The sequence below is a fragment of the Streptomyces sp. P9-2 genome (genome assembly GCF_051903975.1).
GTDB classification, from domain to species: domain Bacteria; phylum Actinomycetota; class Actinomycetes; order Streptomycetales; family Streptomycetaceae; genus Streptomyces; species Streptomyces cellulosae.
Genome location: NZ_CP192633.1, coordinates 1,359,345 through 1,384,246, shown reverse-complemented (window position 1 = coordinate 1,384,246; position 24,902 = coordinate 1,359,345). Strand labels below are relative to the sequence as shown.

The window sequence follows — 24,902 nt, the reverse complement described above, 5'->3', positions numbered from 1 at the left end:
GTCACCTCATTGCGGGCAGCAGGAACAGGCCGGCGAGCACCCACATGGTGATCACCGACACGAGGATGAAGAGCACCACGTACGTTTCGTACCAGCGCAGGAAGTTGCCGGGGCGTGGACGCTTGCGAAAGCCGGGGCCGACGAGCTCGTCGGTGATGTCGCATTCCTCATGGCGGTAGTCGAGCCAGGCAAGCGCCCCTACGACGATCAGGATGCCGGTGAAGACGGCCACGACGGTCGTCAGTGACAGCAGACCGATCACTCCGCCGCGTGCGGTGTCCGCCGCCAGCTCCCACTTGCGGTAGCCGACGAAGAGCGCGAGTGCCGTGGCGACGAGCGCGGTGGCAAGGGTCTGGTAGATCGCGAGGAAACGGTGTGCGTTCTCGTTCACCGTCTGAATCTGCTGCAGAACGTATCGGTAGCGTTCCAGCGCTAGGTCGTTGCGCAGGGCGGCGGTGTCCGTCGTCTCCGTGTCTGTGGTGCCCGTATCCGGTTGTGCCTGTTCCGTCTCCCCCATGCCCCCCATAGCCCCCACCCGTAGGCCTGCCGTCACAGCACAGCTATACCCAGAAAGGCCTGGGAACACAGGGGTTCCCAGGCCTTTTCGCGCGCATCGGGCGCGTTACGCGGCCGGCTTCTCCTCCAGGCGGGGGAAGAGGACCGCGCCCTTGGTGACCGTGGAGCCGGCCGGGAGGAGGCCCCAGGCGCCGGCCTCCTGGACCTTCTGGTCGGCGAGGGCGCCCAGGGCGGGCTCCGCGCCGAGGGAGTCCCACAGCTTCTGGGACGTCTCCGGCATCACCGGGTTGAGGAGGACCGCCACCGCGCGGAGCGACTCCGCGGCCGTGTAGAGGATCGTCGCCAGGCGGGCCTTGCCCTCCGGCGAGTCGTCCTTGGCGACCTTCCAGGGCTCCTGCTCGGTGATGTAGCCGTTGACCTGCTTCACGAAGTCGAAGACCGCCAGGATGCCGCCCTGGAAGTCCAGCTCCTCGCCGATCTTCCGGTCGGCCTCCGCGACGGCCTTCGCCAGGCCCTCGTGGATCGCCTTCTCCGCGTCGCCGTCGGCCGTCGCGGCCGGCAGCTCACCGCCGAAGTACTTGCCGACCATCGCCGCCACCCGGGAGGCGAGGTTGCCGTAGTCGTTCGCCAGCTCGCTGGTGTAGCGGGCGGAGAAGTCCTCCCAGGAGAACGAGCCGTCCTGGCCGAACGCGATCGCGCGCAGGAAGTACCAGCGGTACGCGTCCACGCCGAAGTGCGAGGTCAGGTCCTGCGGCTTGATGCCGGTCAGGTTGGACTTGCTCATCTTCTCGCCGCCGACCATCAGCCAGCCGTTCGCGGCGACCTTCCCGGGCAGCGGGAGGCCCTGCGCCATCAGCATGGCCGGCCAGATGATCGCGTGGAAGCGGAGGATGTCCTTGCCGACCAGGTGCACGTCGGCGGGGAACGTCGACTCGAACTTCTCCGGGTTCTCGTTGTAGCCGACCGCCGTCGCGTAGTTCAGCAGCGCGTCGACCCACACGTAGATCACGTGCTTGTCGTCCCACGGGACCTTGACGCCCCAGTCGAACGTCGAGCGCGAGATGGAGAGGTCCTGCAGGCCCTGGCGCACGAAGTTCACGACCTCGTTGCGCGCGGACTCGGGCTGGATGAAGCCCGGGTTGGCCTCGTAGTGCGCGAGGAGCTTCTCGCTGTACTCGCTGAGCTTGAAGAAGTAGTTCTCCTCGCTGAGGATCTCCACCGGCTTCTTGTGGATGGAGCACAGCTTCTGGCCGGCGTACTCGCCCTCGCCGTCGAGCAGCTCGCCGGGGAGCTTGTACTCCTCGCAGCCCACGCAGTACGGGCCCTCGTAGCCGCCCTTGTAGATCTCGCCCTTGTCGTACAGGTCCTGCACGAACTCCTGGACGCGGTCGGTGTGCCGCTTCTGCGTGGTGCGGATGAAGTCGTCGTTCGCGATGTCGAGGTGCTCCCACAGGGGCTGCCAGGCCTCCGTGACGAGCTTGTCGGCCCAGGCCTGCGGGGTGACCCCGTTCGCCTCGGCCGTGCGCATGATCTTCTGACCGTGCTCGTCCGTGCCGGTGAGGTACCACACCTTCTCGCCACGCTGGCGGTGCCAGCGGGTGAGCACGTCGCCTGCGACGGTCGTGTAGGCGTGGCCCAGGTGAGGAGCGTCGTTGACGTAGTAGATGGGGGTCGTGACGTAGTACGCCTTCGCCCCCTGCTTCTCTGATCCAGTGGCCGCCATGGTCGAAATCCTACTGGTCCCGGGGAGATCGACTCACACGCGTTTCGGGGGGTGGACGGGGGTGGCGAACGGGTTCCGTCCGTGCCTCCCCGTCCACCCCCCGGGTGGCGAGCGTGGTGATTCCTACGGGCGCCAGTTCGCCAGTACGCCCTCGTACAGCTCCTTGTCCGTGAGCTCGCGCGGCGTCGGGCCCGCGTGGAAGAAGGACGTGTTGTCCGTCTTGAGCTTGCGGAGGTAGTCGAACGCCTTGTTGTCGTGCTCGCCGAAGGCGACGAAGGAGAAGAACACGTCGGGGTGGTTCTTCGCCGCGTCGGTGAGGGCCTTGGTGGCCGGGGTCTTGGCGTCGGGGGCGCCGTCCGTCTGGAAGATCACCAGGGCGGGGGTGCCGGCGGGTTCCTTGGCGTGCTGCTCGAGGACGGCCTCGACGGCCGCGTGGTAGCTGGTACGGCCCATGCGGCCGAGGCCCGCGTGCAGCTCGTCGATCTTGTTCTCGTGGTCGGTGAGGGTCAGCTCGCCCGTGCCGTCCAGCTCGGTGGAGAAGAAGGTCACGTGAAGGGTGGCCTCGGGGTCCAGGTGCGCGGCCAGGGCGAGGGTCTGCTCGGCGAGGGCCTGGGCGGAACCGTCCTTGTAGTACGGGCGCATGGACGCGGAGCGGTCGAGGACGAGGTGGATCTTGGCGCGGGCGCCGGTGAGGTTGTTGTCCGCGAGGACGGTGCCGGCTGCCTTGTAGGCGGTGGTGAGGGTGGTGTCGCGGAGGGCGGAGGCCGGGGTTGCCGGGGCGGGGGGTGTTTCGGCCTCGGCTTCGCCTTCGGCCGCCTTCTCGTTCCCACCCGGACCACCCGTGCGGGTCTCGTTGTCGGGTGCGGGTGGCCCCTGTGGGGCCTGCTCGCCGTCGGCGTCCGCGGGAGTCGCCTCCGGCGACGGCGCGGTTTCCGCCTTCGCCGCCGGCTCGGCAGCCGCCTCGGCCTCGGCGGCCGCATCCGACTCCGTCTCGGCCCCGGAGGACGCATCCGGCTCCGCCTCGGCCTCCGGCTCGGGATTCGCCTCCGGCTTGGGCTCGGCGGTTGCCGCGGCCTCAGGCTCGGGCTCGGCAGCGGCCTTCGGCTCGGGAGTCGCTTCCGGCTCGGGCTCCGGCTTGGCCGCGGCCTCGGGCTCCGGGGCCGGTTCCGGCTTCGCCTCCTGCTCCGCTTCGGGCTCGGCCTCGGCCTTCGGAGTGGCGGGCGCCTCGGCCTTGGGCTCGGGCTCTGCGGCTGCCTCCGGTTCCGGGGTCGGTTCCGGCTTGGCCTCGGCCTCCGGCTCCGGAGTCGCCTCGGGTGTCGGCTCCGGTGCGGGGGCCGGGTCGGTCTCGGGCTCTTCGGCCTTCGGCTCCGTCTCGGCCTCGGGCGCCTCCGACTCGGGGGTTGCCTCGGCCTCAGGCGCCGGGGCCGGCTCCGGGGTGGTGGGCTCGGGCTTCGACTCAGCCGTCGGCTCCGGGGCCGCGGGCACCGCTTCCGCCTCAGGCGCCTCCGGCCCGGCGGGGGCCGCCTCCGGCTCGGGGGTTGCCTCGGCCTCGCGCGTCGGAGCCGGCTCCGGGGCTGCGGGCGTCGCTTCTGCCTCGGGCGCCTCCGCCTCGGCAGGAGCCGTCTCCGCCTCCGGCGTCGGAACCGGCTCCGACGCCGTCGGCTTCGTCTCCGACGACCCGGCGGGCCGGGGGACCTCCACCTTGTCGAAGGCCGACCTCACCAGGTCGTGTTCGTCGCTTTCGCGTTGTTCCGGGACCGTCGCCGTCGCGGACGGGTCGGGCGTCGTCGGGGCGGCCGTTTCCGTCGTCTCGGCGGCCGGCGCCGCACCCTCCGCTTCTGCGGACCTCGCTTTCCGTGACCGGCCGAACGCGTTCCGCAGGAGAGTGAGAATGCCCATGTGCGCACCCCTTCGCGTGAGTTGATGCCCGTCAAACCCTGGCCAGGACGGACACGTAAGGTTAGCGGCCCTTGGGGGCGATCTTGGGCAGGGTGGGATGTGCGGGATCGTATCTGTCAAGGGCGTGATCCGGCCGGTGTGGGGTCGACGTTCCGCTCCGGCGTACGCCCGGGATGCCGTTCCGGGTTCACCCGCCGTTCACTCCCGCGCCCGGTCACCGCACCCGTGGGCTCCTACGGTCGCGCTGACACCACGGGCACGCCAAGGAGAGAACACGTGCGCAAGCTGCTGCCGTTGATCGGAACGCCGTCCGGTTCGCACCCCGGCGGCCGGTCCGCCCTGACCTGTCGTTTCCGGTGTGGTGACGCCTGCTTCCACGAGGTGCCCAACACCAGCGACAACGAGTACGTCGGCGACGTCGTCGCCGGCGCCCTCAGCCGCCGTTCGATGATGCGCGCCGCCGCCGTCGTCACCGTCGCGGCGGCGGGCGCCGGTTCGGCCGGCCTCGCCGCCGCGCCGGAGGCGGAAGCGGCCGCCGCCGCGAAACGGGGCCCGCGGCCGCAGAAGGGCGCGCGCGGCCTCCGCTTCACCCCCGTCCCGCCCAACACCCGTGACGCCGTCACCGTGCCGGACGGCTACCGGCAGAACGTCGTCATCCGGTGGGGCGAGCCCATCCTGCGCGGCGCGCCCGCCTTCGACCCGGAACGTCAGAGCGCGAAGGCGCAGGCCGGACAGTTCGGGTACAACTGCGACTTCCTGGCTCTGCTGCCCCTGAAGGGCGAGCGGAACCGGCAGTTGCTGGTCGCCAACCACGAGTACACCGACGAGATCCTGATGTTCCGGGACTACGACCCGGAGAACCCGACCCGAGAGCAGGTGGAGATCGCCTGGGCCGCGCACGGACTCGCCGTCGTCGCGGTGGAGGAGGAGCACCGGAGCGGCCGGCTCACCGCCGTCGGACGGCACCACCTCAACCGGCGGCTCACCGCCACCTCCGAATTCCGCCTCACCGGGCCCGTCGCCGGGTCCGACCTGGTGAAGACGTCCGCCGACCCGACCGGCACCCGTGTGCTCGGCACCCTCAACAACTGCTCCGGCGGCACCACCCCGTGGGGCACCACCCTGCACGGCGAGGAGAACTTCAACCAGTACTTCGCGAACGGCGGCAGGGCCACCGACAAGCGGTACGGGATCGGCACCGGCGCGACGGAGCGCAAGTGGGAGCGGTTCGACAAGCGGTTCGACCTCGCCCAGGAGCCCAACGAGGTGCACCGCTTCGGCTGGGTCGTCGAACTCGACCCGTACGACCCGGACTCCACGCCCCGCAAGCACACCGCGCTCGGCCGGTTCAAGCACGAGGCGGCGACCGTGCGGCTGACGCACGACGGGCGGCCGGTCGTCTACTCGGGCGACGACGAGCGGTTCGACTACTTCTACAAGTTCGTGAGCAGCAAGCGGATGCGGCACGGCAGCGGCCGCGCCGTGCGCGAGCACAACCTGTCGCTGCTCGACGAAGGCACCCTCTACGTCGCCAAGCTCACCGGTGACTCCCCCGCCGACGACATCGACGGCACCGGCAAGCTGCCGAACGACGGCGAGTTCGACGGGAGCGGCGAGTGGATCCCGCTGGCCACCGCCACCGCGCACGGCGCCGTCTCGCACGTGGAGGGCATGACCGCCGAGGAGGTCTTCGTCTTCACGCGGCTCGCGGGCGACAAGGCCGGCGCCACCAAGATGGACCGGCCCGAGGACATCGAGCCGAACCCCGTCACCGGCAAGGTGTACGTCGCGCTCACCAACAACTCCAACCGGGGGGTGGGCTCCCACCCCAAGGCGGACGAGGCCAACCCGCGCCACGCCAACAAGCACGGCCACGTCCTGGAGCTGACCGAGCGCCTCAACCGGCCGGAGAGCACCCGCTTCGCCTGGTCGCTGTTCCTCGTCGCGGGCGACCCGCAGGACCCGGCGACGTACTTCGCCGGCTTCCCGAAGGACGCCGTGAGCCCCATCTCCTGCCCGGACAACGTCGCCTTCGACACCCACGGCAACCTGTGGATCTCCACCGACGGCAGCGCCCTCGGCTCCCACGACGGCCTCTTCGGCGTCGCCACGCGCGGGGAGCGGCGCGGTGAGCTGAAGCAGTTCCTGACCGTGCCCACGGGCGCCGAGACCTGCGGTCCCGTCGTCCAGGACCGTCGGGTGCTGGTGGCCGTGCAGCACCCGGGCGAGGTGGACGGGGCGACCGTGGCGCGTCCCGCCAGCACCTGGCCCGACGGTCCCGGCTCGTACGTCCGTCCGGCGGTCGTCGCGGTGTGGCGCGCGGACGGGCGCGACATCGGCGTCTGAGGCGGGGCGGGGGACGCCGGGGTGCTCAGGCCCCCGGCACCAGCTCCTCCAGCCACTCCCGGTACGCGGGCGCCTGCCGGGCGACCTCCTGGTAGGCGTCCGCCAGGTGCGGGTACACGCCCTCCAGTTCCGTGTCCGTACGCGCCGCCAGCAGCAGCCGTACGCCCAGCGGGTCGCCGGCGATGCGGCGGACGGCCGTGTCGGGGCGGGAGGGGGAGGTCGGCTGGCAGACGGTGACGACCTCGCCGATCGCGACCAGGGACGCGGCCGTGTGGTAGTCGCCGTGCAGCACGGGCGGGTCGATCCCCGCCTCGCGCAGCATCCGCCGTACCGCGTCCCATTCGCCGTCGACCGCCGGGTCGATCATCCAGCGGTCGTGGGCCAGGTCGGTGAGGTGGACGACCGGGCGGGCCGCGGCCGGATGGTCGGCGGGCAGGGACACGAACTGCGGTTCGCGGGCGATGAGGACGCGGGTGCGCAGCCCGTCCGGGACGCGCAGCGGGCAGCCCTCCACCTCGTGCACGAACGCCACGTCGAGCTGGCCGTCGGCGACCATGCGCAGCAGGGCGTTGGCGGAGACGTCCATGTGCAGGGTGGGTTCCTGCCAGTGCCGGCGCAGACGGCGCAGCCAGCCGGCGAGCGCGCGGCTCGCGGTGGAGCCGATGCGCAGCCGGCTGCCGCCGAGCGCGGCGGCGCGGGCCTCGGTGACCAGGGAACGCAGCTCCGTGACGAGCGGACGGGCGCGGCCGAGCACCAGCCGGCCCAGTGGGGTGGGACGGCAGCCCGTGCGCGCACGGACGAACAGGGCACCGCCCAGCTCCTGTTCGATGCGCCGCAGCTGCGTGCTCAACGAGGGCTGGGCCACGCCGAGCTGGCGTGCGGCCCGGTGCAGACTGCCCGTGTCGGCGATCGCGCACAGCGCCCTGAGGTGCCGGACCTCAAGCTCCATGTCCTGGGAGGGTAAGCGGGAAGTTCAGGTTTCACCAGACACCCAAACCCCGCCTGTGCAGGCGTAGTCGGGCGTCTGCGACACCTGGATCCGGGAGGCGTGCGGCACATGGCCGGAGCGGGGCGATAGCCCGGTCCTATCACCGGTTGCCATCATCACAGCCGCCGCACAGGCGCGGACACTCACCGGTGTCGTGACTCACCCCCCACCTAAGGAGTCATCCATGCGCCTGCGCATGCCCCTGTCCGTGCTGTCCGCGGCCGGTCTGAGCCTGACCGCGCTCGGTCTGGGCGCCGCCCCGGCCGGCGCCGCCGAGGCCCCCCTCGCCCCCGCCGACTCGTACGCCGCGTACGCCGGTTCGTCCGAGGAGGCCGCGGCCAACCGCGCGTTCTTCGAGGCCGTGCTGAAGTCCGTCGCCGAGAAGCGCGCCGCCGACCCCACCGGCGCCGCCGCCGTCACCGTCGTCTACAACGCCTCCCAGGCGCCGACGTTCGCGAGCCAGATAGCCCAGAGCGCCTCGATCTGGAACAGCTCGGTCTCCAACGTGAGACTGCAGGCGGGCACCTCCGGCGCCGACTTCGCGTACTACGAGGGCAACGACTCGCGTGGTTCGTACGCGTCGACCGACGGCCACGGCAGCGGCTACATCTTCCTCGACTACGCCCAGAACCAGACCTACAACTCGACGCGGGTCACCGCGCACGAGACCGGTCACGTGCTGGGGCTGCCGGACAACTACTCCGGTCCGTGCAGCGAGCTGATGTCCGGCGGCGGCCCCGGCCCGTCCTGCACCAACGCCTACCCGAACTCGGCGGAGCGGTCGCGGGTGAACCAGCTGTGGGCCAACGGCTTCGCGGCGGCGCTCGACAAGGCGGAGAAGGCGCTGGAGAAGTCCGGCCGCTGATCCGCTCCGCGGGTCCCGTCCGGTGCGGGCCGTCCCCTGTCGCGGGGGCGGCCCGCACCGCCGTTCCCGGTCGGTCACGGTGCGGTCCGTCGGGGCCGGCCGCGCAGTTCCCCGCGCCCCTTGGGGCGCGGCACCTCGCGGTGTGCCTAGCCCCGGTTCGCCGCGGTTGCCGGGGCGGGTGCCGCGGTGGGCGGGGCGGGTGTGGGGCGGCTGCGGCGGAGGGTGAGTCGGCCGGTCAGCCAGCAGGCCAGGGCCACCCCTGCGCCCACGGCGACGAGCACCCAGGACGCCGTGCGCAGCGCCGCCGTGAGGGCGTCGTAGACCGCGCCGGCCGCTGCGCGGTGGACGTCGTCCGGGAGGTCGGCCAGGGTCAGCCGGCGGCCGACCGCGACCGCCACGGCGAGCAGCGCGCCACCCAGCGCGGTGCCGAGACCGGCCGCGGTGATCGTCCGGCGGCGTGATGCGGCGACCGCGACACCGGTCACGGCGAGGGCGCCGGCGGTGAGGGGCAGCCAGAGGGCGGCGGCGTCGAGCAGGCGGTAACCCTGGCGCAGCCCGGCCACCTCCTCGGCCGGGAGCACGGGGATCTGGGTGTGTTGCACGGGGATGCGGTGGGCGTAGGGCATGTTGTCGGCTTCGAGCCGCTGTTTCACCTGCGTGGTGACGGGGGCGAGGTCGAGGGTGACGGGGCCGGTGGCGTTGTCACGGAGGGCGTGCAGGACCGCGTCGTGGAGGGCGCGGTTGCCGGCCTCCCAGGCGGTGCGGAATGCGTCCGTACGGGTGAACGAGTCGATGGCGTCCCGTACGAAGGGGGTGACGGCGGCGTCGGCCGTGGTCCGGGTCTCCAGTTCCTGTACGACCTCGTCGGCGACGGTGGTGGCGACGGCCTCGCGGACGGAGGGGTCGCCTGCCAGCGGGGTGATGGTGCGGACGTACCTTCCGGTGTCGGCGAGACCGTACGTGGCCCAGGTGGCGAGGACGGCGAGGGGGACGAGGAGGCAGGCGACGGCGACGCACACCGCCGCGACCGCGTTCCGTGACCCACTTTGCGAACCCACGTCTTCAGGCAACAGGCGCGCCTGCGCGGGCGCGAGCGGTGCACGCCCGAACGGGGGCGGGGGGAACTGCGCGACCAGGCTCCCTCGGGCCGCACCCGGCGTACGACCATGCGGGGCACCCCCTGAGCCGGGGGTACGGGCGAGGCGCACCGCAGACGGCAGGGGCGCGGGAAACTGCGCGACCAGGCTCCCCCGGGCTGCACCCGGCGTACGACCATGCGGGGCACCCCCTGAGCCGGTGGTACGGGCGAGGCGCACCGCAGACGGCAGGGGCGCGGGAAACTGCGCGCCCAGCCCCCTCGGGCTGCACCCGGCGTACGACCGTGCGGGGCACCCCCTGAGCCGGGGGTACGGGCGAGGCGCACCGCAGAGGCGCCGTCTGCGCCAGGAAACCGCCTCACTCCACGCGGTGCCCCTCCGCGTCCTCCTTCGTGTAGTAGCGGTAGAACATGATCAGGAACGTCCCCGCCATCACGCCCACCCCCAGTGCCGTGGAGCGGAGCACGCTCGTGTTGGACTGGCTGAGGAGGAACCCGGCCGCGATGCCCGCGAAGGACGCCCACGCCAGGGCGTGGAGCTCACGGCGGAGTTTCGGGGTGACCGTGAGCAGGGTGATGAGGACGACGGCGAAGACGAGCGCGGTGAGGAAGCCGAACAGCAGGTTCCAGCCGGTGATGGGGCCGCCGTAGCGGCGGTTCGCCGCGGCCCAGAAGCCGTAGACCAGCGCCGCGAGGACGGGCAGGACGATCCGGGCCATGCGATGGGTGCGGGTGTCGAAGACGTTGATGGTGCGGCCCTGTTCGATCATGCCCCGGTTCCGGGGCGCCGCGTGCGCCATGGGAGCACTCCTTCCTCCGTCCCCCGTCCATCCAGGGCACACCTGCCGCGCCCCCGCGGCAACTCGATCGCCCGGAGGAAGCCCCGGTGGGAGGGGATGCGGCCGCCCCGGCCGCGTGTTTCGCTGGGGCCGTGAGTCCGGCCACCACAGGACACGCCCTGCCCGAGCCGTACCCGACGGCCGGCCTGGGCGACGTCGTGGAGCGGCAGAAGCTGCTGCGCGTAGGGGGCCGCAGCGTCACCTGGGTGCCTCCGCTGCTGCTGCTCGTGGCGATCGCGGTGGCCGACTACAACACCACCGGCGAGTTCCGGATCATCTCCTGGATCGTGCTGGTGCCGGGCATCGCGGCCGCGCTGTGCGGGGTGTGGGGCACGGCGGTGTTCGCGGTGCTGTCGATGGGCACGTACACGGTCGTCGACAGCGCCTGGCCGCACCAGTTCCAGGCGGGCCTGCCCGACTTCATCCTGGTCGCCCTCGGCGGCGTCCTGGCCACCGCGGCGTGCGCGGTCCGGGTGCGCGGCGAGCGGCGGGCGCTGCACATGCGGGACGTGACCGACACGGTGCGGCGTACCGTGCTGCGGCCGCTGCCGCCGGGCTGGGGCGGCCTGGAGCACGCGGGCGTCTATCTGACCGCCGACGCCCAGGCGCGGGTCGGCGGCGACTTCTACGACATCCAGCCGGGACCGCACGGCACCCGCGTGTTCGTCGGGGACGTGCAGGGCAAGGGTCTCGGCGCGGTGGAGACGGCGGCGGTACTGCTCGGCACGTTCCGCGAGGCGGGTTTTCACGAGGCGGACCTGGCGGTGGTCGCGGACCGGCTGGAGGCGCGGATGGTGCGCCACCGTGAGTACACGACCGCCCTCGGCCGCGCGGACGGCGACCGGTTCGCCACGGCCGTGCTGCTCTCGTTCCCCGCGGACGAGGACGACGCCGTCGACACCGTCGTCTTCGGCCACGAACCCCCGCTGGCGGTGGGCCCGTCGGGGGTGCGGCGCCTGCCGGTGGCCGGGGGGCTGCCGCTCGGCTACCGCGACCTGGCGCCCGACGGCCCTCCGGTGCGCCGGGTGCGTCTGGACGTCGACGAGACGCTGCTGGTGGTGACGGACGGGGTGACGGAGGCCCGGGACCGGGAGGGGCACTTCTTCCAGGTCGTGGAGGAGGTGCGGCGCGCGGTGGCCGCCGACCCGGGGCTGACGGCCCCCGTCCGGCTGGTGCCGGCCGTGCGGGACGGGACGCTCAGGCACTGCCGGGGGCATCTCTCGGACGACACCACGGTGTTCGCGGTGCGGCGCGGCAGGGGCACGGGGGCCGAACGTGGCGTAGGGGGACGTTCACCGCGGTGACGCCCCCGTTCGCGACCGCAGCGGTTACGGTGCTGCCGTAGGTGATCGACAGGGGGAGGGGACCATGCCCGGGACCGTGCTGCTGCTGGCGGCGTCGCCGCTGGGCCGTGGACGGCTGGTGGACGCCGCGTCCGTGCTCCCCGTGCTCGCGGCGGTGCCCCCGTCGGTGCTGTCCGGCGCGGACACCGCGAACGTCGTGGAGCTGGCCGACCCGCTGGAGCCGCAGGCGGTGCTGACCCGGCTGCGCGCGGCGGCCGCGGCGCCAGGACCGCTCACCGTGTACGTGGCGGGGGAGCTGCGCCTGGACCGCAGGCAGCGGCTGCCGCACCTGGCGCTGGCCCGCACCACCCCGGCGACCGTGCGGTACACGGCGCTGCCCTGGCACTGGTTCCGGGACGAGCTGCGGCTGCGCCCGGCCGGCGCGACGACGCTGTTCCTCGACCTGCGCGCCGACGCGGACGCCTGGCGGGCGCTGTGCGAGCCGCCCGCTCCGGGCCGGGCGTTCCCGCTGGACTGCGGCCGCGACGCGGCTGTCTACGGTCGCGTCGCCCCGCCTCCCCCGTCCCGGCGCGCGGTGGCGGTGCCGACGTACATGAAGGCGCTGGCGACGCTGCTGCGCAGCGGGCGGCGGCTGCCGGAGGAGGAGCTGCACCAGCGGACGCTGGCCCGGATCGCGCCGGAGGGCGTCGGCACCGACCTGGTGCTGGCGCAGCGCGGGCCGCTGCCGGGCGACCCGCACGCGGCGGTCACGGAGGCCGTGCGGGCGGGACGCCACGCGGAGGCGGACGCACTGGCCGCGCGGCTCGAGCAGGCGGCGGCGCTGGCGCACGGACCGGTGTCGGAGGAGGCGCTGCATTGGACCGAGGTCCGCGCGGACCTGGCGATGCTGGCGGGCGACGCGGCGCGCAGTTGCGGTGCGTGGATGGCGCTGGCGGGCACCCGCCTGGCCGCCGGGCAGCCGGCCGACGCGCCCGCCGTGGAGGCGGCCGTGGACCGCGCCCACCACCAGTGGGGCCGGGTCGGCGACCCGGTGCGCGTGCGTGAACTGGGTGTGCGCCTGGTGGAGTTGAGGAGCCGGGTGCCGGGGCGCCGGGAGGGGGCCGTGGAGCATGTGCGGCGCCGGCTGCGTGAGGTGCAGGGGCGCGGGGCGGTGCCCGCAGGGCACCTGCGTACGGACCCTCCCCAGGGGGCGACCGCGGTGCCATGATGGGGAGTTATGGCTGAGGGGGACGGAGTGGCCGACCAGGACATCTGCATACGGCTGGACGGGAACGCGACGGAGGGTGACGTCACCGCCCTGCGCAACTGGCTGGAGCGGGAGAAGCCGCTGGACGACCTGGTGCGGGACGGCAGGCTGCGGCTCTTCGAGAGGCCCGCGACCGACCGCGGCGGCGCGCCGATGGGGACCAGCCAGGAGATCGTCATCGCCCTCACGTCGGCGGGCGCCACCGTGGTGTTCCAGGAGCTGCTGGACCAGGTCAGGAACGGTGTGCGGGCCTGGCGGGACAACCGCCGCCAGGTCGAGGACGGCGAACCGCCGCAGGGCAGAGTCGAACCGGTGAACCGCGACGACAGGTAGGCCGGTGCAGCCTGAGGACGCGGGGGAGCCGATGGACCGGGCGCTGCTGATCGGTGTGTCCGACTACCGGTACACGGAGCCGCCGCACGGGGTGCCGGGCACGCTGCGGGCCGTGGAGAAGAACGTGCCCGTGCTGCGTGAGGCGCTGGTGCGTGCGGGGGTGTTCGCCGACAGGGACATCGTTCCGCTGTCGTCGCCGGACTTCGCCGAGGCGGCACGGGAGCTGCAACGGGTCGCCAGCGAGGCCAGTGGCCTGCTGCTGGTCTACTTCGCCGGGCACGGGGCGATCCCCAGCGGGGGCGACGAGCTGTATCTGCAGCTGTGCGACGCCCAGGTGTTCGCGGGCGAGCACACGGTGTTCAACGCCGCCGTGTCGTTCAGCGACCTGATGGGGACGGTGCTGGCCACGAGCCGCGCCGACCGCATCGTGGTGATCCTCGACTGCTGCTTCGCGGGCAACGCGGCCCGGGTATGGGAGCACTTCGAGGACAAGCGGCGCGTCGTGCTGCTGATGAGCGTGCAGGCCAACCACCGTATCGACGCGGGCGCCCCGGGCACCGCCACGCCGTACACGAAGAATCTGGCGGAGCTGCTCCGCGAGGAGGGCGGCACGGCCGTCTCCCGGCTCGCCGCCCGGCTGCGGGAGCGCATGGCCGAGCAGAAGCGCCGCACCCTGCGCAACGAACCCTGGGAGCCGCAGCTGCGCGCCGACGCGGGCGCCGAGGTGACGCTGGGCAGGAAGGGCCCCGAGGTTCCGCTCCTGGTGCCGGGCGGTTCCGGCCCGGCGCGCCCGGACCCCGACCCCGGCCCGCCGGACCCTTCCCCGCGTCCGCGCCGCCGCCTCCCGGCGTGGACGGCGGCGCTGTGGCGGCGCCCGCGCGCCCTGGCGGCGACGTGGTCCCGTGCGCGGCGCCGGCGTCAGCACGCCCGCCGGGGCGCGGGCGGGGGGAAGCGGCCGTCCGGAGGCATCCTGCTCCGGTTCGCCCTGCCGGTGCTGGTCGCCCTCGGCATGCTCGGCGTCGGCCTGTACGGGCCGCTGGGCCTGGCCGGCGGGGACGACACCCACTGCGCCCCGCCGCTCGAACTGCGCGTGCTGACCGACCCGGACCTGGAGGACACCTTCCGCGCGGCCGCCGACGCCTACCTCACCTCCGAGGCGAACACCACCGAGGCGGGCTGCCGGCGCACCGGCATCACCGTCTACAGCGCGGGCTCCTCCGACGTGGTCGAGGCGTTGCGCCGGCACACGGACGCCTGGAAGGAGCCCGGGGCCGACGAGGTCGACCCGCAGCGCGACATCGGCCCGCAGCCCGACGTGTGGATCCCCGGCTCCCGCGCCGAGGTCGACCGGGTGCTGGAGCAGCAGGACACGGACGCCGTCGCGGAGCTGGAGCCGGGGGAGCGGCCCCTCGCCCGCTCCCCCGTCGTGCTCGCCGTGCCGTCGCGCCTCGCGCCCGAGCCGCTGAACGAGGTCACCGGACGGCCCCTGACCGAGATGATCGAGGCGCTGACCGCGCGCGCCGAGGACACGGGCGTGCGCCGCCCCGACCCCGAGTTCACCGACTCCGGACTGCTCGCCACCGTCGGCCTGTACGGCGACACGGCGGCCGTGGCCCGCGGGGAGACCATGGTCCGGCAGCCGGGACCGCCCTCCCCCACGGCCGGCGACCTGTTGTGCGCCCTGCCCGACGACGACGCCGTGGACGACCGCACCGCCGCCCTCGTGCCGGAGTTCCTGCTCCTCAGCGCGGTCGACTGCGAGGGCACCGTCCGCGCCCCGCGCACGGCCCTGTACCCCGCCGACGTGCCCGGGATGGACCCGGTGTTCGTGCGGGTGCGCTGGGACGGCGGTGAGGCCGACGCCTCGGCCCGGGACGCGGCGGTGGCCTCCTTCCGCGACTGGCTGGCTGGCGACGGCGGCCGGAAGGTGTTCGCCCGGTACGGCTTCCGCGACCCCGGCACGCTGGAGCCGATCGACGAGGGCGTGGACCTCGACGTCGTGTCGTACGCGCCCAGCCCGCTCGACGCGTCGGCCGGGCGGGACGAGATGGAGCGGGCGCTCGGCGCCTACCAGGCGTACGGCGGTCCCGGCCGGGTGCTGTTCCTGCTGGACAGCTCCGGTTCCATGGCCGGCCTGTGGCAGGGGCCCAGCGGCGGACCCGGTCTGCTGCGGCAGACGCTGGGCGGTCTCGGCTCCGACGACGAGTACGGCGTCTGGGCGGTCGCCGACACCGGCGACGGCCCGTACGAGACGCTGCTCGGGTTCGGCAGGCACCGGCGGCAGGACGCCGAGGAGGCCGTCGACGAGCGGGCCCGGGTGCGCGACGCCTCGGCCGACCCGCACGCGGCGCTGCTCGCGGCGTTCGACGAGATGGAGGACCGGGGGGACGACGGCCGGCCCCAGATGATCGTGCACATTACCGACGGCCGGCACGGCACGTACCTGGAGGGCGGACGGCTGCGGGAGGTGCTGGACCGGGCCGGGGCGAGCGGGGTGCCGGTGACCGTGGCCGTCCTGGGGAGCGGAGGCTGTGACGAGGGCCGCCCGGACCAGCGGATCGCCGAGGTGAGCGGCGGGCGCTGCCTGGACGCGGGGGACGACGTGGGCGCCGCCCTGCACGACGAGATCGCCCGCATCGGAACGGGGGACGACTGATGCCGCGAAGGCTCACCGCACTGCTCGCGCTGCTGCTGCTCGCCGCCTGCACGGGCGGCGCCGACACGGCGCCCGACCGGGCCGAGGAGGAGAAACCCGGCACGATCGTCGTGGCCAGCGGCCGGGACGTCACCGGCAGCAACGGCGTACGGCAGCGGCTCATCGACGCGTGGAACCGCGCGCAGCAGAAGGCGGGTTCCAAGTACCAGGCGCGGCTGGTGGAGCTGCCGGGCAGCGCCGACGAGCAGCGCAGCCAGCTGCTGGGCGCCCTGCAGTCCGGCAGCGCCCGGTACGACGTGGTGAACCTGGACGTGACCTGGGTGCCGGAGTTCGCGGAGGCCGGGCTGGTGCGGGCGCTGCCCGACGACCTCGTCGACGCGGACGTCATCGGCCCGGTCGCGGAGACCGCCCGGTGGGACGGGAAGGTCTACGCGGTGCCGTTCAACAGCGACGTCGGCCTGCTGTACTACCGGGCCGACCTGCTGCGGAAGGCGGGCGTGGAGGAGCCGTACGTCCCGGAGGGCTTCACCTGGGAGCAGCTGCGCGGGCACATCACCACCCTGGACGACCGGCTCGGCGCCGAGGACTTCGCCAACGGCTGGACCACCCAGCTCGACCCGTACGAGGGTCGCACGGTCAACGCGATGGAGGCGTTCGCCACGGCGGTGCCCGGCCTGAGGCTGGTGGACGAGGACGGCCGCTACACGGGGGACGTGGAGCAGCTGCGGAGGGGCGTGCGGGAACTCGTACGCCGTGTCGACCCGGCGTACGTCTCCCCCGACGCGAAGAAGCACGACGAGGCGGAGTCGACCAGCGAGTTCACCGTGGGGCGTACGGCCTTCCTGCGTGCCTGGCCCTCCGCCTACCCGACGCTGTACCGGGCCTTCGGGAAGCGGCTGGGGGTGGCGCCGCTGCCCGGTCGGGCGGTGCTCGGCGGGCAGAACCTGGCGGTGACCACGACGTCCGAGCGGGCGCGGAAGGCGACCGAGCTGATCCGGTTCCTCACCGGGCGGCAGGGCGAACGCTGCCTGCTGGAGGCCGGGTTCGCGGCGACCCGTGACTCGGCGTACGGCCGTTCGCCGCGGTGCCCCGCGGAGATCTCCGCCGCTCCCGCGCCGTCCCCGACGGGTGAGCCCGACGAGGTGCCGCGCGGGGACGGGGGACGTCCCGGGCTCTCGGACCTGAAGCTGAAGAAGGCGCTGGAGCGGGCCGTGCACCGCCCGAGGACACCGCTCTACGGCGCCTTCACGCAGACCCTGATCACGCAGCTCGGTCCGCTCGTCGAGACGGGCTCGGCCGACGAGGACGAGCTGGACAGCACGGCGCGGCGCCTGGACGAGGCGCTGCGCAGGGCCCTGCCCGGCTGAGGTGTCTTTGTGGCCGTCGCCCTACCGCTCCGCGGCCTCCACCTCCGCCGGTGCGGTGGTCCGGGAGCCGGCGTCCGGGGCGGCCGCCTTGGCCGGGCCCGCGTTCGCCGCCAGGACCAGCGCCGCGACCGCGGCGAGAGCCGCGACGAAGCCTCGGGCGTAACGCTCGGTGGGGCGGGTGCGTTGCAGCACGGCGACCTCGCAACAGCGACGGGTTAAGCGGGTTTAATTCGCGGTTTAACCTAGGGGCTGTCCGACACGAACGGCAAGGGGCATCGGGGGAGTTGGCGTGGGGGAGCGGGACGAGCCGGGCACGATCGGGCGGCGGGTGCAGCAGCTTCGCGTGGCACGTGGGCTGACACAGAAACAGCTGGCGGAGCCGGTGTACACGCCCGCCTACATCTCCACCCTGGAGGCCGGCCGGGTGCGCCCCTCCGACGGGGCGCTGCGGCATCTCGCGGAGCGGCTCGGAGTCGAGTTCGACGAACTGGCGACCGGGCGTTCGGCGCGCCGCGTGACCGAACTGCGGCTGGGGCTGACCGAGGCGCAGCGCGCCCTCGCCGTCGGGGAGGCGGAGTCGGCGGTGCAGCAGTACACGGCGCTGCTGGCCGAGGCGCAGGCGCAGGGGCTGCCGGAGGAGCAGGCCGCCGCGCTGCTCGGGCTCGGGGAGTGCGCGCTGGACACCGGCGAACTCGCCGACGGGCGGCGGTACTTCGAGGAGGCGGAGGCGCGGCTCGCGGACGCGCCGCTGCCCGCGCGGGTGCCGGCGCTGCGCGGCCGGGCCGTGGCGCACTATCTCGCGGGGGAGCTGCGGTACGCGGTGTACCTGCTGGAGAGCGCGATCGACGAGCTGAACCGGGGCGGGCTGCACGACCCGGACGCGCTGCTCCTGCTGTACGCCAGCGTCATCGGGCCGTACATGGACATGGGGGCGCACGCGCGGGCCGCGCAGGCCGCGGAGTTCGCGCTGGCGCTGGCCCCGCAGTCCGGCGACCCGGCGCTGGTGGCGCGCATGCACCGCTCGGTGGCCCGCACCCTGCTCGCCGAGGGCCGCCTCGCGGAGGCGGACGCGTCGCTGGCCAAGGCGGCCGAGCTGTACCGGGGCCTGCAGCTGCGCACCGAGCTGGCCAACTGTCACTGGATGCGCGGGTACGTGTACGCGCAGAACGGCGAGCTGGAGCGGGCGGAGACGGAGATGCGGGAGGCGCTGCACATGCTGTCCGCGGCCCGCGCGACCCTGTACACCAGCCAGCTCACCGTCGAACTGGCCGACGTGCTGCACCGGCGCGGACGGTCCGAGGACGCGGCGGAGCTGCTGCGGGACGTGCTGGGCGGGCTGTCGCCCGAGCGGGGCGCGGTGCACGCGGCGGCCGCGCACCGGCTGCTCGGCATCATCGCGGAGGACGCCCGCGACACGGAGCAGGCGGAGGAGCACTACGTGCGCGCGCTCAGCCTGCTGGAACGCGCGGGAGCGGCGGGCGACCTGGCCGACCTGTGCCGCCTCCTCGGCGACCTCCTCCGCCGCACGGGCCGGGTGGAGGCGGCCCTGGACGCCTACCGCACAGGCCTGGGCCACCGCACGGCCCCGGGCACGACGACGCTGGGTCCGGCACCGGCGCAGCCGCCGGTGTGAGGCGTGGGGGTACGGGAGCCGTCCCCCCTCCCGCCGACGGGGCCACGCGACCTGGACCGGGGTGCCGGCGAGCGGCGGCGTGCCGGGCGGGGGGCTCTGGGGGCCGACCCCCGCGACTCCTGCCGTCGCGCCGACACCGACCGCCGGCGGCATCCCGGGCCGACGCCTCGCCCGTTCCCCACGCCCGGCCCCCCCGAAGGCCGGCCCGGTCCCCGGCGCCCCGCTCGGTTTCACCTCCCCCGCCTCGGGTAGTCGGTCCGCGTTTCTGCTGGTGAGGGGAAGTGGTTGGCGTGCGGCCCGGGGACGGCCCGGGGGGTGGACGGGACGGCGGGGAGTACGAGCGGGCGGTCGGGGCCATCGCGGCGGGGCTGCGCGGGGCCGCACCCGCCGAGGCGCCCGGGCGGCTGTGCGCGGTGGCCGTGGACCTGCTGCCCGTGGACGGCGCCTCCGTGTCGCTGCGCGGTGACAGCATGCCGCTGCAGCTCGCCGCGTCCGGCGGTGGCGCCTCGCGGCTGGCGCAGCTCCAGGCCACCCTCGGTGACGGCCCCTGCCACCACGTGCTGCGCACCGGCGCGCCCGTCCTCGCCCGCGATCTGGAGGACGGCGTCTGCGCCGCCCGCTGGCCGGTGTTCACACAGCAGGCACTGGGCTCCGGCGTGCGCGCCGTGTACGCGCTCCCCCTCGGCTCCACCGCCGTCTGCGTCGGCACCCTCGACCTCTACAGCGCCTCCCCCGGCAGCCTCACCGCGCACCAGCTGCACGTGGCCCTGCTGGTGGCCGGCGTGATGACCGTCGCGCTGACGGACCTGCCGCACGACGCGCGGGACGGCGACGAGGGCTGGCTCAGCGGGCTGGCCGCCGACCACGACCGGGTGCACCAGGCGGTCGGCATGATCATGGCCCAGCTCGGCGTGGGCGCCGACGACGCCCTGGCGCGGCTGCGCGGCGACGCCTTCGCTCACGACCGCACCGTGCTGGAGGCGGCCCTCGACGTCGTCGCCCGCCGGCGCCGCTTCGACACGCCCTGAGCAGGCGATCCCGGTGATCAAGTGCCGTCCACGGCCTAGGCTTTGCGCTCATGGACATAGCCATCCTCTTCTGCACCTGCGTCGTCGTTCTCGGCGTGGCCTCGATCCAGACCCAGCTGACCCGCTCCGAGCGCCGCGTCGCCCGCGTGGAGCGCAAACTCGACACGGTCATGCGGCACTTGGGCCTGGAGGAGGAGGTACCGAGGAAGGACGAGATCCTCGCCCTGGTGAGGGACGGCAAGCAGGTCCAGGCGATCAAGCTGTACCGCGAGTCCACGGGCGCGAGCCTCGTGGAGGCCAAGCAGGCCGTCGACGCGATGAGCTGAGCCTTACGGCTCCGCGGTCTTCGGAGGCGCCGGGAGCAGTGGCTGCCACCTTCGTGCCGCACGCCCGCCCGAGCGCGTGTCCCGCAGACGAGAAGGGACGGCTCCACGGCCGTGGGCGGTGTCGGGCAAGTGGTGGCCGCCTTCCGCCGCCGGTTGTCGCCGGATCGGGTGCGCCGGAGGTGAGTGGGGGCGGCCATCGCCCTCACCGGCCCCGGCATTGCCTTGCAAGCGGCCGACGCCTTCCGAATCGAACGCCCACGGGAGCGCGGGCTCGGTCGGCTGGGGGTCGGCCCTCGGCCCCACTGCCTCCAGGCACCGCGGCCTCCGGTGGCGCCTGACATGGTCCGCCGCCTCGCACGCCCACCGCGGCCGAGTCTGGGTGGCCGGGGCGACGAGTGCCGGGCCGACGTCCCCCCGGCCAGCGCGGCACCGGCGGCCCCGAGGGCCGCCCGCCCCTCACACCCGCAGCCGCCCCTGCCGCGCCACCTCCGCCAATCGGTCCGCCGCGAGCTGGGACATCGCCTGGGTGACCTCCGCCCGTACCTCGCCGAAGCCGCCGTTGGTGAGGACGATCGCGTCCTCGCCCACGCGGATCGCCGCTAGGTCCACCGTGAGGCGGGCCGGGGCCGCGTCCGGTTCGCCGCCGGTCAGCGTGACCCGGAGCGCGGCGCGGGCGTCGCCTGAGGTCTCCGGCAGGGGCAGTTCCGTCACCTCGACCTCCTGGACGCCGGACCGGGCGGTGTCCGCGCGGAAGGTCCCGCACTTCTCGGGCAGCGTGGCCAGCCAGGCCAGCGCGCGCTTCACGTCGTCCGGCCGGTGCGCGCCGATCTGTTCGCGCAGCTGGGTGCCCTCGGCGGTGTCGTCGAGGGTGACCGAGGCGCGCGGCCCCGCCGGGACGCCGAACGGCTCCTCCGTGTAGAGGATCTCCATCAGCCGCCGGCAGTCCCCGTCCTCCGCGGTCGACTTCAGCGTGCCGTCCCGCCACAGCGCGGGCCCTTGGGCGACCGCCCACGGCGGGCCCAGGTCCGCCTCGGTGATCAGCGCGGCTTTGAGCTGCTCGTCGTTCAGCACGGGTGAGGACCGCCCGGTCACCGCGGAGGGCGACGCCGTCGCCGACGGGGAGGGCGAGGTCGCGGGGGGCGGCTCGGACACCCCCTGGGGCAGGGCCCGCGGCACGTCCCGCTCGTACGCCACGCAGGCTGCCGTGATCAGCGGGACGGTGACCGACAGCGCGGAGGCGAGCAGGGCGCGGGCACGGGTCATCGGGCTGCCTCCTCGGGGCCGGGTCGTGCTCCTACGGCACCACCGGCGCAGGTCCCCCACCAGCGCGGCGAGCCGTCCGGGTGAGCACCCGCACGCCTGCCGTGAGCCCCGCGAAAAGCGTGTGCGCCCGCCGCCCGACCGTCGCTGCCGTCCGCCCGATGCAGCGCGCCCATGTGCCCCGCACGACGACGCCGGGGACCGTCCCGGCGCGCTGACAGCTGACCACTGACGAAGCCCCGGGGCGAGTGCCCCGGGAGACGGCGCCCGGGCTGCGGGCCGAGGTGAGCGGGCCCGCCGAGGGCAGTCTTGGCGCCCGCATCCGTCGCGTCCGCCTGGTGCCGTACTCAGGCGGTGCTCGGCGAGTGGGAGGCCCGCGGACGGCCTGGCCGCCGTACGGCTGCGGGACGGGAGACGGCCCGGCGTGCTGCCGGTGGCGGAATTCCTGCGACGCGTCGAGCGGCGGGTGCGCGCACACGGGACCGCGCTCCGGGAGCCCGCGTAAGGTCGACGCGCAGCCCCCGCCCGCGGAAGGAGTCCGTCGTGAGCAACGGCAGCCGGCCGGTCCCGGTGATCATCGACTGCGACACCGGGGTCGACGACGCCCTGGCGCTGCTGTTCGCCGTACGGCACCCCGGGATCGACCTGCGGGCCGTCACCTGCGTCGCCGGGAACACGGACGTGGACGGCGTGGTACGCAACACGCTGACCGTGCTGGAGCGGGCGGGCGCGGGGGACGTGCCGGTGGCGCGGGGCGCCGAGCGCCCGCTGATCGAGGCGCCGCGCTCCGCCCGACACGTCCACGGTCACGACGGCATGGGCGACCTCGCCCTGCCCGCCCCGGCCCGCACCCCGGTCGACGCGGACGCGGTGACGCTGCTGCGCCGCGAGATCCTCGCCTCGCCCCGCCCGGTCACCCTCGTGCCGACCGCGCCCCTCACCAACGTCGCCCTGCTGCTGCGCACCCACCCCGAGGTGACCCGCAACATCGAGCGGATCGTGTTCATGGGCGGCGCGGCGGGCGCCGGGAACGCCACCCCGGTGGCCGAGTTCAACGTGTGGCACGACCCGGAGGCCGCCGCGATCACGCTCACCGCGGGCGTGCCGATCACCATGTACGGGCTGGACGTGTTCACCCGGGTCGTCGTCCCCGGCGCCGACGTGCGGCGGCTGCGCGCGAGCGACGAACCGGGCGCCCGGCTGGCCGGCGACCTCCTCGCGCACCGCCCCGCCCACCCGGACAGCCGTCCCGACGACCCCGGCGAGGACTCCGGCGGGCTCGGCGACGCGGGCGCGCTGTGCGCCGTCGCCGACCCGGAGGGGCTGACCACCCACCGCCTCCCCGTCGAGGTGTCCCTGGCGCCCGGGCCGGCGCGCGGCCAGACGATCGTCGACCGCCGCCCCCGCATCGGGGAGTCGGAGCTGCACGAGGGCACCCGCGAGCAGACCCTGGTGGACGTGGGTCTGGACGTGGACGTGGAGCGCTGTGTGAAGCTCTACCTGACCACGGTCGAACACTTCACTCCCTAGTCGGACGCCGGTGCGATCCAGGTGCGCCCGGCGGACGTGCGGTCCGCCACACCCGGGCGGAATGGCACCCCGTTACCGGTGCGTTCGCTTTTACGGTGTTCTGGTCAGTTTCTCCGCCGGTACCCGCACACCCAGAGGAGACCCCGCGTGACCGACCGCCCCACCGCGCCCGACCCCCGGCCGCCGCACCCCGCCCCCGACGCCACGCCCGACCTCTCCTCCCGCGACCCCGACTGGTGGCGGCAGGCGGTCGTCTACCAGATCTACCCCCGCAGCTTCGCCGACGCCGACGGCGACGGACTGGGCGACCTGCGCGGCATCACGCGGCGCCTCACGCATCTGTCCGCGCTGGGCGTCGACGCCCTGTGGCTCAGCCCGTTCTACCCGTCCGAGCTGGCCGACGGCGGCTACGACGTCGCCGACCCGCGAGACGTCGACCCGCGTCTTGGCACCCTCGACGACTTCGACGCGCTGGTCCGCGAGGCGCACCGGCTCGGGCTGAAGGTGATCGTCGACATCGTCCCCAACCACACCTCCCACCAGCACGTCTGGTTCCAGGAGGCGCTGCGGGCCGGGCCCGGCTCCCCGGCCCGCGACCGTTACGTCTTCCGCGACGGACGCGGGGCGAGCGGTGAGCTGCCGCCCACCGACTGGCAGTCCGTGTTCGGCGGCAGCGCCTGGCAGCGGGTGCCGGACGGGCAGTGGTACCTGCATCTGTTCGCCGCCGAGCAGCCCGACCTGAACTGGGACCACCCGGACGTCCGCGAGGACTTCCGCACCACCCTGCGCTTCTGGTCCGACCGGGGCGTGGACGGCTTCCGGATCGACGTGGCGCACGCCCTCACCAAGGACCTCGAGGAGCCGCTGCGCGACCTCGGCGACCACGCGGCCGGCGGCGAGGCTGCCCTCGTCGACTTCGCGCCCGGCACGCACCCGTTCTACGACCGCGACGAGACGCACGAGATCTACCGCGACTGGCGGAAGATCTTCGACACGTACACCCCGCCGCGCACGGCCGTGGCGGAGGCGTGGGTGCCCGGCGCGCGGCGCGCCCTGTACGCCCGTCCGGACGAGCTGGGCCAGGCCTTCAACTTCGAGTACCTCGAGGCCGTGTGGGACGCGGACGAGCTGCGCCAGGTCATCACCGACTCCCTGGCGACCGCCCAGGCGGCCGGCGCGTCCGCGACCTGGGTGCTGTCCAACCACGACGTGATCCGGCACGCCTCCCGGCTGATGCTGCCGCCCGGCACGGACACCAACGCCTGGCTGCTGTCCGGCGGCAAGGCTCCCGCCGTCGACCCGGAGGCGGGCCTGCGGCGGGCCCGCGCCGCCACCCTGCTGATGCTGGCGCTGCCCGGCTCGGCGTACGTCTACCAGGGCGAGGAACTGGGCCTGCCCGAGGTCGCCGACCTGCCCACGTCCGTCCTCCAGGACCCCATCTGGGAGCAGACCGGCCGCGTCCGCAAGGGCCGCGACGGCTGTCGCGTCCCGCTGCCGTGGACCACGACCGGCCCGTCGTACGGCTTCGGCGCGAACGGCGCGTGGCTGCCGCAGCCGCCGTCCTTCGCGGCGTACTCCGTGGAGGCGCAGGACGGGGTGGAGGGCTCCACCCTGGAGCTGTACCGCACGGCCCTGCGCCTGCGCCGCAAGCTGATCGACGGCGAGACGCTGAAGTGGGCGGAGGACACCCCGGAGGGGGTCCTCCAGTTCGACCGGGGCGACGGCTGGCGCTGCGTGACGAACCTGTCCGCCGCTCCGGTCCCGCTCCCGCCGGGCGAGGTGGCCCTGACCAGCGCCCCGCTGGAGGACGGCCATCTGCCGCCGGACACGACGGCCTGGCTGACGCGGTGAGGTGAGGGTGTCCGCGGCATCACGCGGTGCCGCGGACACCCGTACGGCGGTTCAGCGCGGGCGGGACGCGGAGGCGGACGTCAGAGTCGGCCGCAG

General features: G+C 74.2%; 20 protein-coding genes and 1 pseudogene. 13 read left to right on the top strand and 8 right to left on the bottom strand.

Annotation, left to right across the window (positions count from 1 at the left end; all coding sequences use genetic code 11):
- Position 1: 1 nt before the first annotated feature.
- From ACQY0Z_RS06525 to ACQY0Z_RS06515, 3 genes are all read right to left on the bottom strand, one after another.
- On the bottom strand, positions 2 to 517 hold the full coding sequence (locus ACQY0Z_RS06525) for a hypothetical protein (RefSeq protein ID WP_347225595.1): 516 nt from the start codon (positions 515 to 517) through the stop codon (positions 2 to 4).
- 105 nt (positions 518 to 622) lie between these two features.
- Positions 623 to 2,239, bottom strand: a complete 1,617-nt coding sequence (metG, locus tag ACQY0Z_RS06520) for a methionine--tRNA ligase (RefSeq protein WP_189897742.1) — start codon at positions 2,237 to 2,239, stop codon at positions 623 to 625.
- Positions 2,240 to 2,362: 123 nt separating this feature from the next.
- Positions 2,363 to 4,138, bottom strand: a complete 1,776-nt coding sequence (locus ACQY0Z_RS06515) for a VWA domain-containing protein (RefSeq protein WP_439811955.1) — start codon at positions 4,136 to 4,138, stop codon at positions 2,363 to 2,365.
- Between the two features lie 276 nt (positions 4,139 to 4,414).
- Here ACQY0Z_RS06515 and ACQY0Z_RS06510 point away from each other — a divergent pair, with 276 nt between their 5' ends.
- On the top strand, positions 4,415 to 6,484 hold the full coding sequence (locus ACQY0Z_RS06510) for a PhoX family protein (RefSeq protein WP_439811954.1): 2,070 nt from the start codon (positions 4,415 to 4,417) through the stop codon (positions 6,482 to 6,484).
- A 25-nt stretch (positions 6,485 to 6,509) separates the two neighbouring features.
- Here the strand turns inward: ACQY0Z_RS06510 and ACQY0Z_RS06505 are convergent, their stop codons facing one another.
- Positions 6,510 to 7,433: a LysR family transcriptional regulator gene (locus tag ACQY0Z_RS06505; protein ID WP_189897738.1), complete on the bottom strand. Its 924-nt coding sequence runs from the start codon at positions 7,431 to 7,433 to the stop codon at positions 6,510 to 6,512.
- A gap of 223 nt (positions 7,434 to 7,656) precedes the next feature.
- On the opposite strand from ACQY0Z_RS06505, the gene snpA reads away from it, so the two are divergent.
- Positions 7,657 to 8,337, top strand: a complete 681-nt coding sequence (gene snpA, locus ACQY0Z_RS06500) for a snapalysin (RefSeq protein WP_189897737.1) — start codon at positions 7,657 to 7,659, stop codon at positions 8,335 to 8,337.
- A 146-nt stretch (positions 8,338 to 8,483) separates the two neighbouring features.
- Here snpA and ACQY0Z_RS06495 read toward each other — a convergent pair whose 3' ends face one another.
- Complete coding sequence (locus tag ACQY0Z_RS06495) at positions 8,484 to 9,395, bottom strand: hypothetical protein (RefSeq protein ID WP_189897735.1); 912 nt, start codon at positions 9,393 to 9,395, stop codon at positions 8,484 to 8,486.
- Between the two features lie 397 nt (positions 9,396 to 9,792).
- Complete coding sequence (locus ACQY0Z_RS06490; RefSeq protein WP_189897733.1) at positions 9,793 to 10,233, bottom strand: hypothetical protein; 441 nt, start codon at positions 10,231 to 10,233, stop codon at positions 9,793 to 9,795.
- A gap of 131 nt (positions 10,234 to 10,364) precedes the next feature.
- Here ACQY0Z_RS06490 and ACQY0Z_RS06485 point away from each other — a divergent pair, with 131 nt between their 5' ends.
- The 5 genes from ACQY0Z_RS06485 (at position 10,365) to ACQY0Z_RS06465 (ending at position 17,178) form a co-directional block, all read left to right on the top strand.
- On the top strand, positions 10,365 to 11,576 hold the full coding sequence (locus tag ACQY0Z_RS06485; protein WP_439811953.1) for a PP2C family protein-serine/threonine phosphatase: 1,212 nt from the start codon (positions 10,365 to 10,367) through the stop codon (positions 11,574 to 11,576).
- A 64-nt stretch (positions 11,577 to 11,640) separates the two neighbouring features.
- Positions 11,641 to 12,783 (top strand): hypothetical protein, encoded by a 1,143-nt coding sequence (locus ACQY0Z_RS06480; protein ID WP_439811952.1) that lies wholly within the window; start codon positions 11,641 to 11,643, stop codon positions 12,781 to 12,783.
- A gap of 9 nt (positions 12,784 to 12,792) precedes the next feature.
- Positions 12,793 to 13,155 carry a hypothetical protein gene (locus ACQY0Z_RS06475; protein ID WP_254588368.1) on the top strand — a complete coding sequence of 121 codons (363 nt, stop codon included), beginning with the start codon at positions 12,793 to 12,795 and terminating at the stop codon, positions 13,153 to 13,155.
- A gap of 4 nt (positions 13,156 to 13,159) precedes the next feature.
- Positions 13,160 to 15,811 (top strand): substrate-binding domain-containing protein, encoded by a 2,652-nt coding sequence (locus ACQY0Z_RS06470; protein WP_439811951.1) that lies wholly within the window; start codon positions 13,160 to 13,162, stop codon positions 15,809 to 15,811.
- Positions 15,811 to 17,178: an extracellular solute-binding protein gene (locus tag ACQY0Z_RS06465; RefSeq protein ID WP_439811950.1), complete on the top strand. Its 1,368-nt coding sequence runs from the start codon at positions 15,811 to 15,813 to the stop codon at positions 17,176 to 17,178. Before ACQY0Z_RS06470 ends, ACQY0Z_RS06465 begins: the two co-directional genes overlap by 1 nt.
- Positions 17,179 to 17,199: 21 nt before the next feature.
- Here the strand turns inward: ACQY0Z_RS06465 and ACQY0Z_RS06460 are convergent, their stop codons facing one another.
- Positions 17,200 to 17,370: a hypothetical protein gene (locus tag ACQY0Z_RS06460; RefSeq protein WP_189897727.1), complete on the bottom strand. Its 171-nt coding sequence runs from the start codon at positions 17,368 to 17,370 to the stop codon at positions 17,200 to 17,202.
- A 97-nt stretch (positions 17,371 to 17,467) separates the two neighbouring features.
- Between ACQY0Z_RS06460 and ACQY0Z_RS06455 the strand changes: the two genes are divergently transcribed.
- The 3 genes from ACQY0Z_RS06455 (at position 17,468) to ACQY0Z_RS06445 (ending at position 20,165) form a co-directional block, all read left to right on the top strand.
- Positions 17,468 to 18,811 carry a tetratricopeptide repeat protein gene (locus ACQY0Z_RS06455; protein WP_254588370.1) on the top strand — a complete coding sequence of 448 codons (1,344 nt, stop codon included), beginning with the start codon at positions 17,468 to 17,470 and terminating at the stop codon, positions 18,809 to 18,811.
- A gap of 281 nt (positions 18,812 to 19,092) precedes the next feature.
- Entirely contained in the window at positions 19,093 to 19,839 is a 747-nt protein-coding gene (locus ACQY0Z_RS06450; protein ID WP_381729289.1) for a GAF and ANTAR domain-containing protein, read from the top strand.
- Positions 19,840 to 19,889: 50 nt separating this feature from the next.
- A complete protein-coding gene (locus ACQY0Z_RS06445) occupies positions 19,890 to 20,165 on the top strand; it encodes a hypothetical protein (protein WP_189897723.1) in 276 nt (91 codons plus the stop codon).
- Between the two features lie 456 nt (positions 20,166 to 20,621).
- On the opposite strand, the gene ACQY0Z_RS06440 is transcribed toward ACQY0Z_RS06445, so the two are convergent.
- Positions 20,622 to 21,428: a hypothetical protein gene (locus ACQY0Z_RS06440; protein ID WP_189897721.1), complete on the bottom strand. Its 807-nt coding sequence runs from the start codon at positions 21,426 to 21,428 to the stop codon at positions 20,622 to 20,624.
- A 245-nt stretch (positions 21,429 to 21,673) separates the two neighbouring features.
- Here ACQY0Z_RS06440 and ACQY0Z_RS06435 point away from each other — a divergent pair.
- The 3 genes and pseudogenes from ACQY0Z_RS06435 to ACQY0Z_RS06425 form a co-directional block, all read left to right on the top strand.
- A pseudogene (locus ACQY0Z_RS06435) lies at positions 21,674 to 21,930 on the top strand (threonine--tRNA ligase); the annotation flags it as partial.
- Between the two features lie 38 nt (positions 21,931 to 21,968).
- Positions 21,969 to 22,955 (top strand): nucleoside hydrolase, encoded by a 987-nt coding sequence (locus tag ACQY0Z_RS06430; RefSeq protein WP_254588680.1) that lies wholly within the window; start codon positions 21,969 to 21,971, stop codon positions 22,953 to 22,955.
- A 147-nt stretch (positions 22,956 to 23,102) separates the two neighbouring features.
- Entirely contained in the window at positions 23,103 to 24,806 is a 1,704-nt protein-coding gene (locus tag ACQY0Z_RS06425; protein WP_347225589.1) for a glycoside hydrolase family 13 protein, read from the top strand.
- Positions 24,807 to 24,902: the final 96 nt, after the last annotated feature.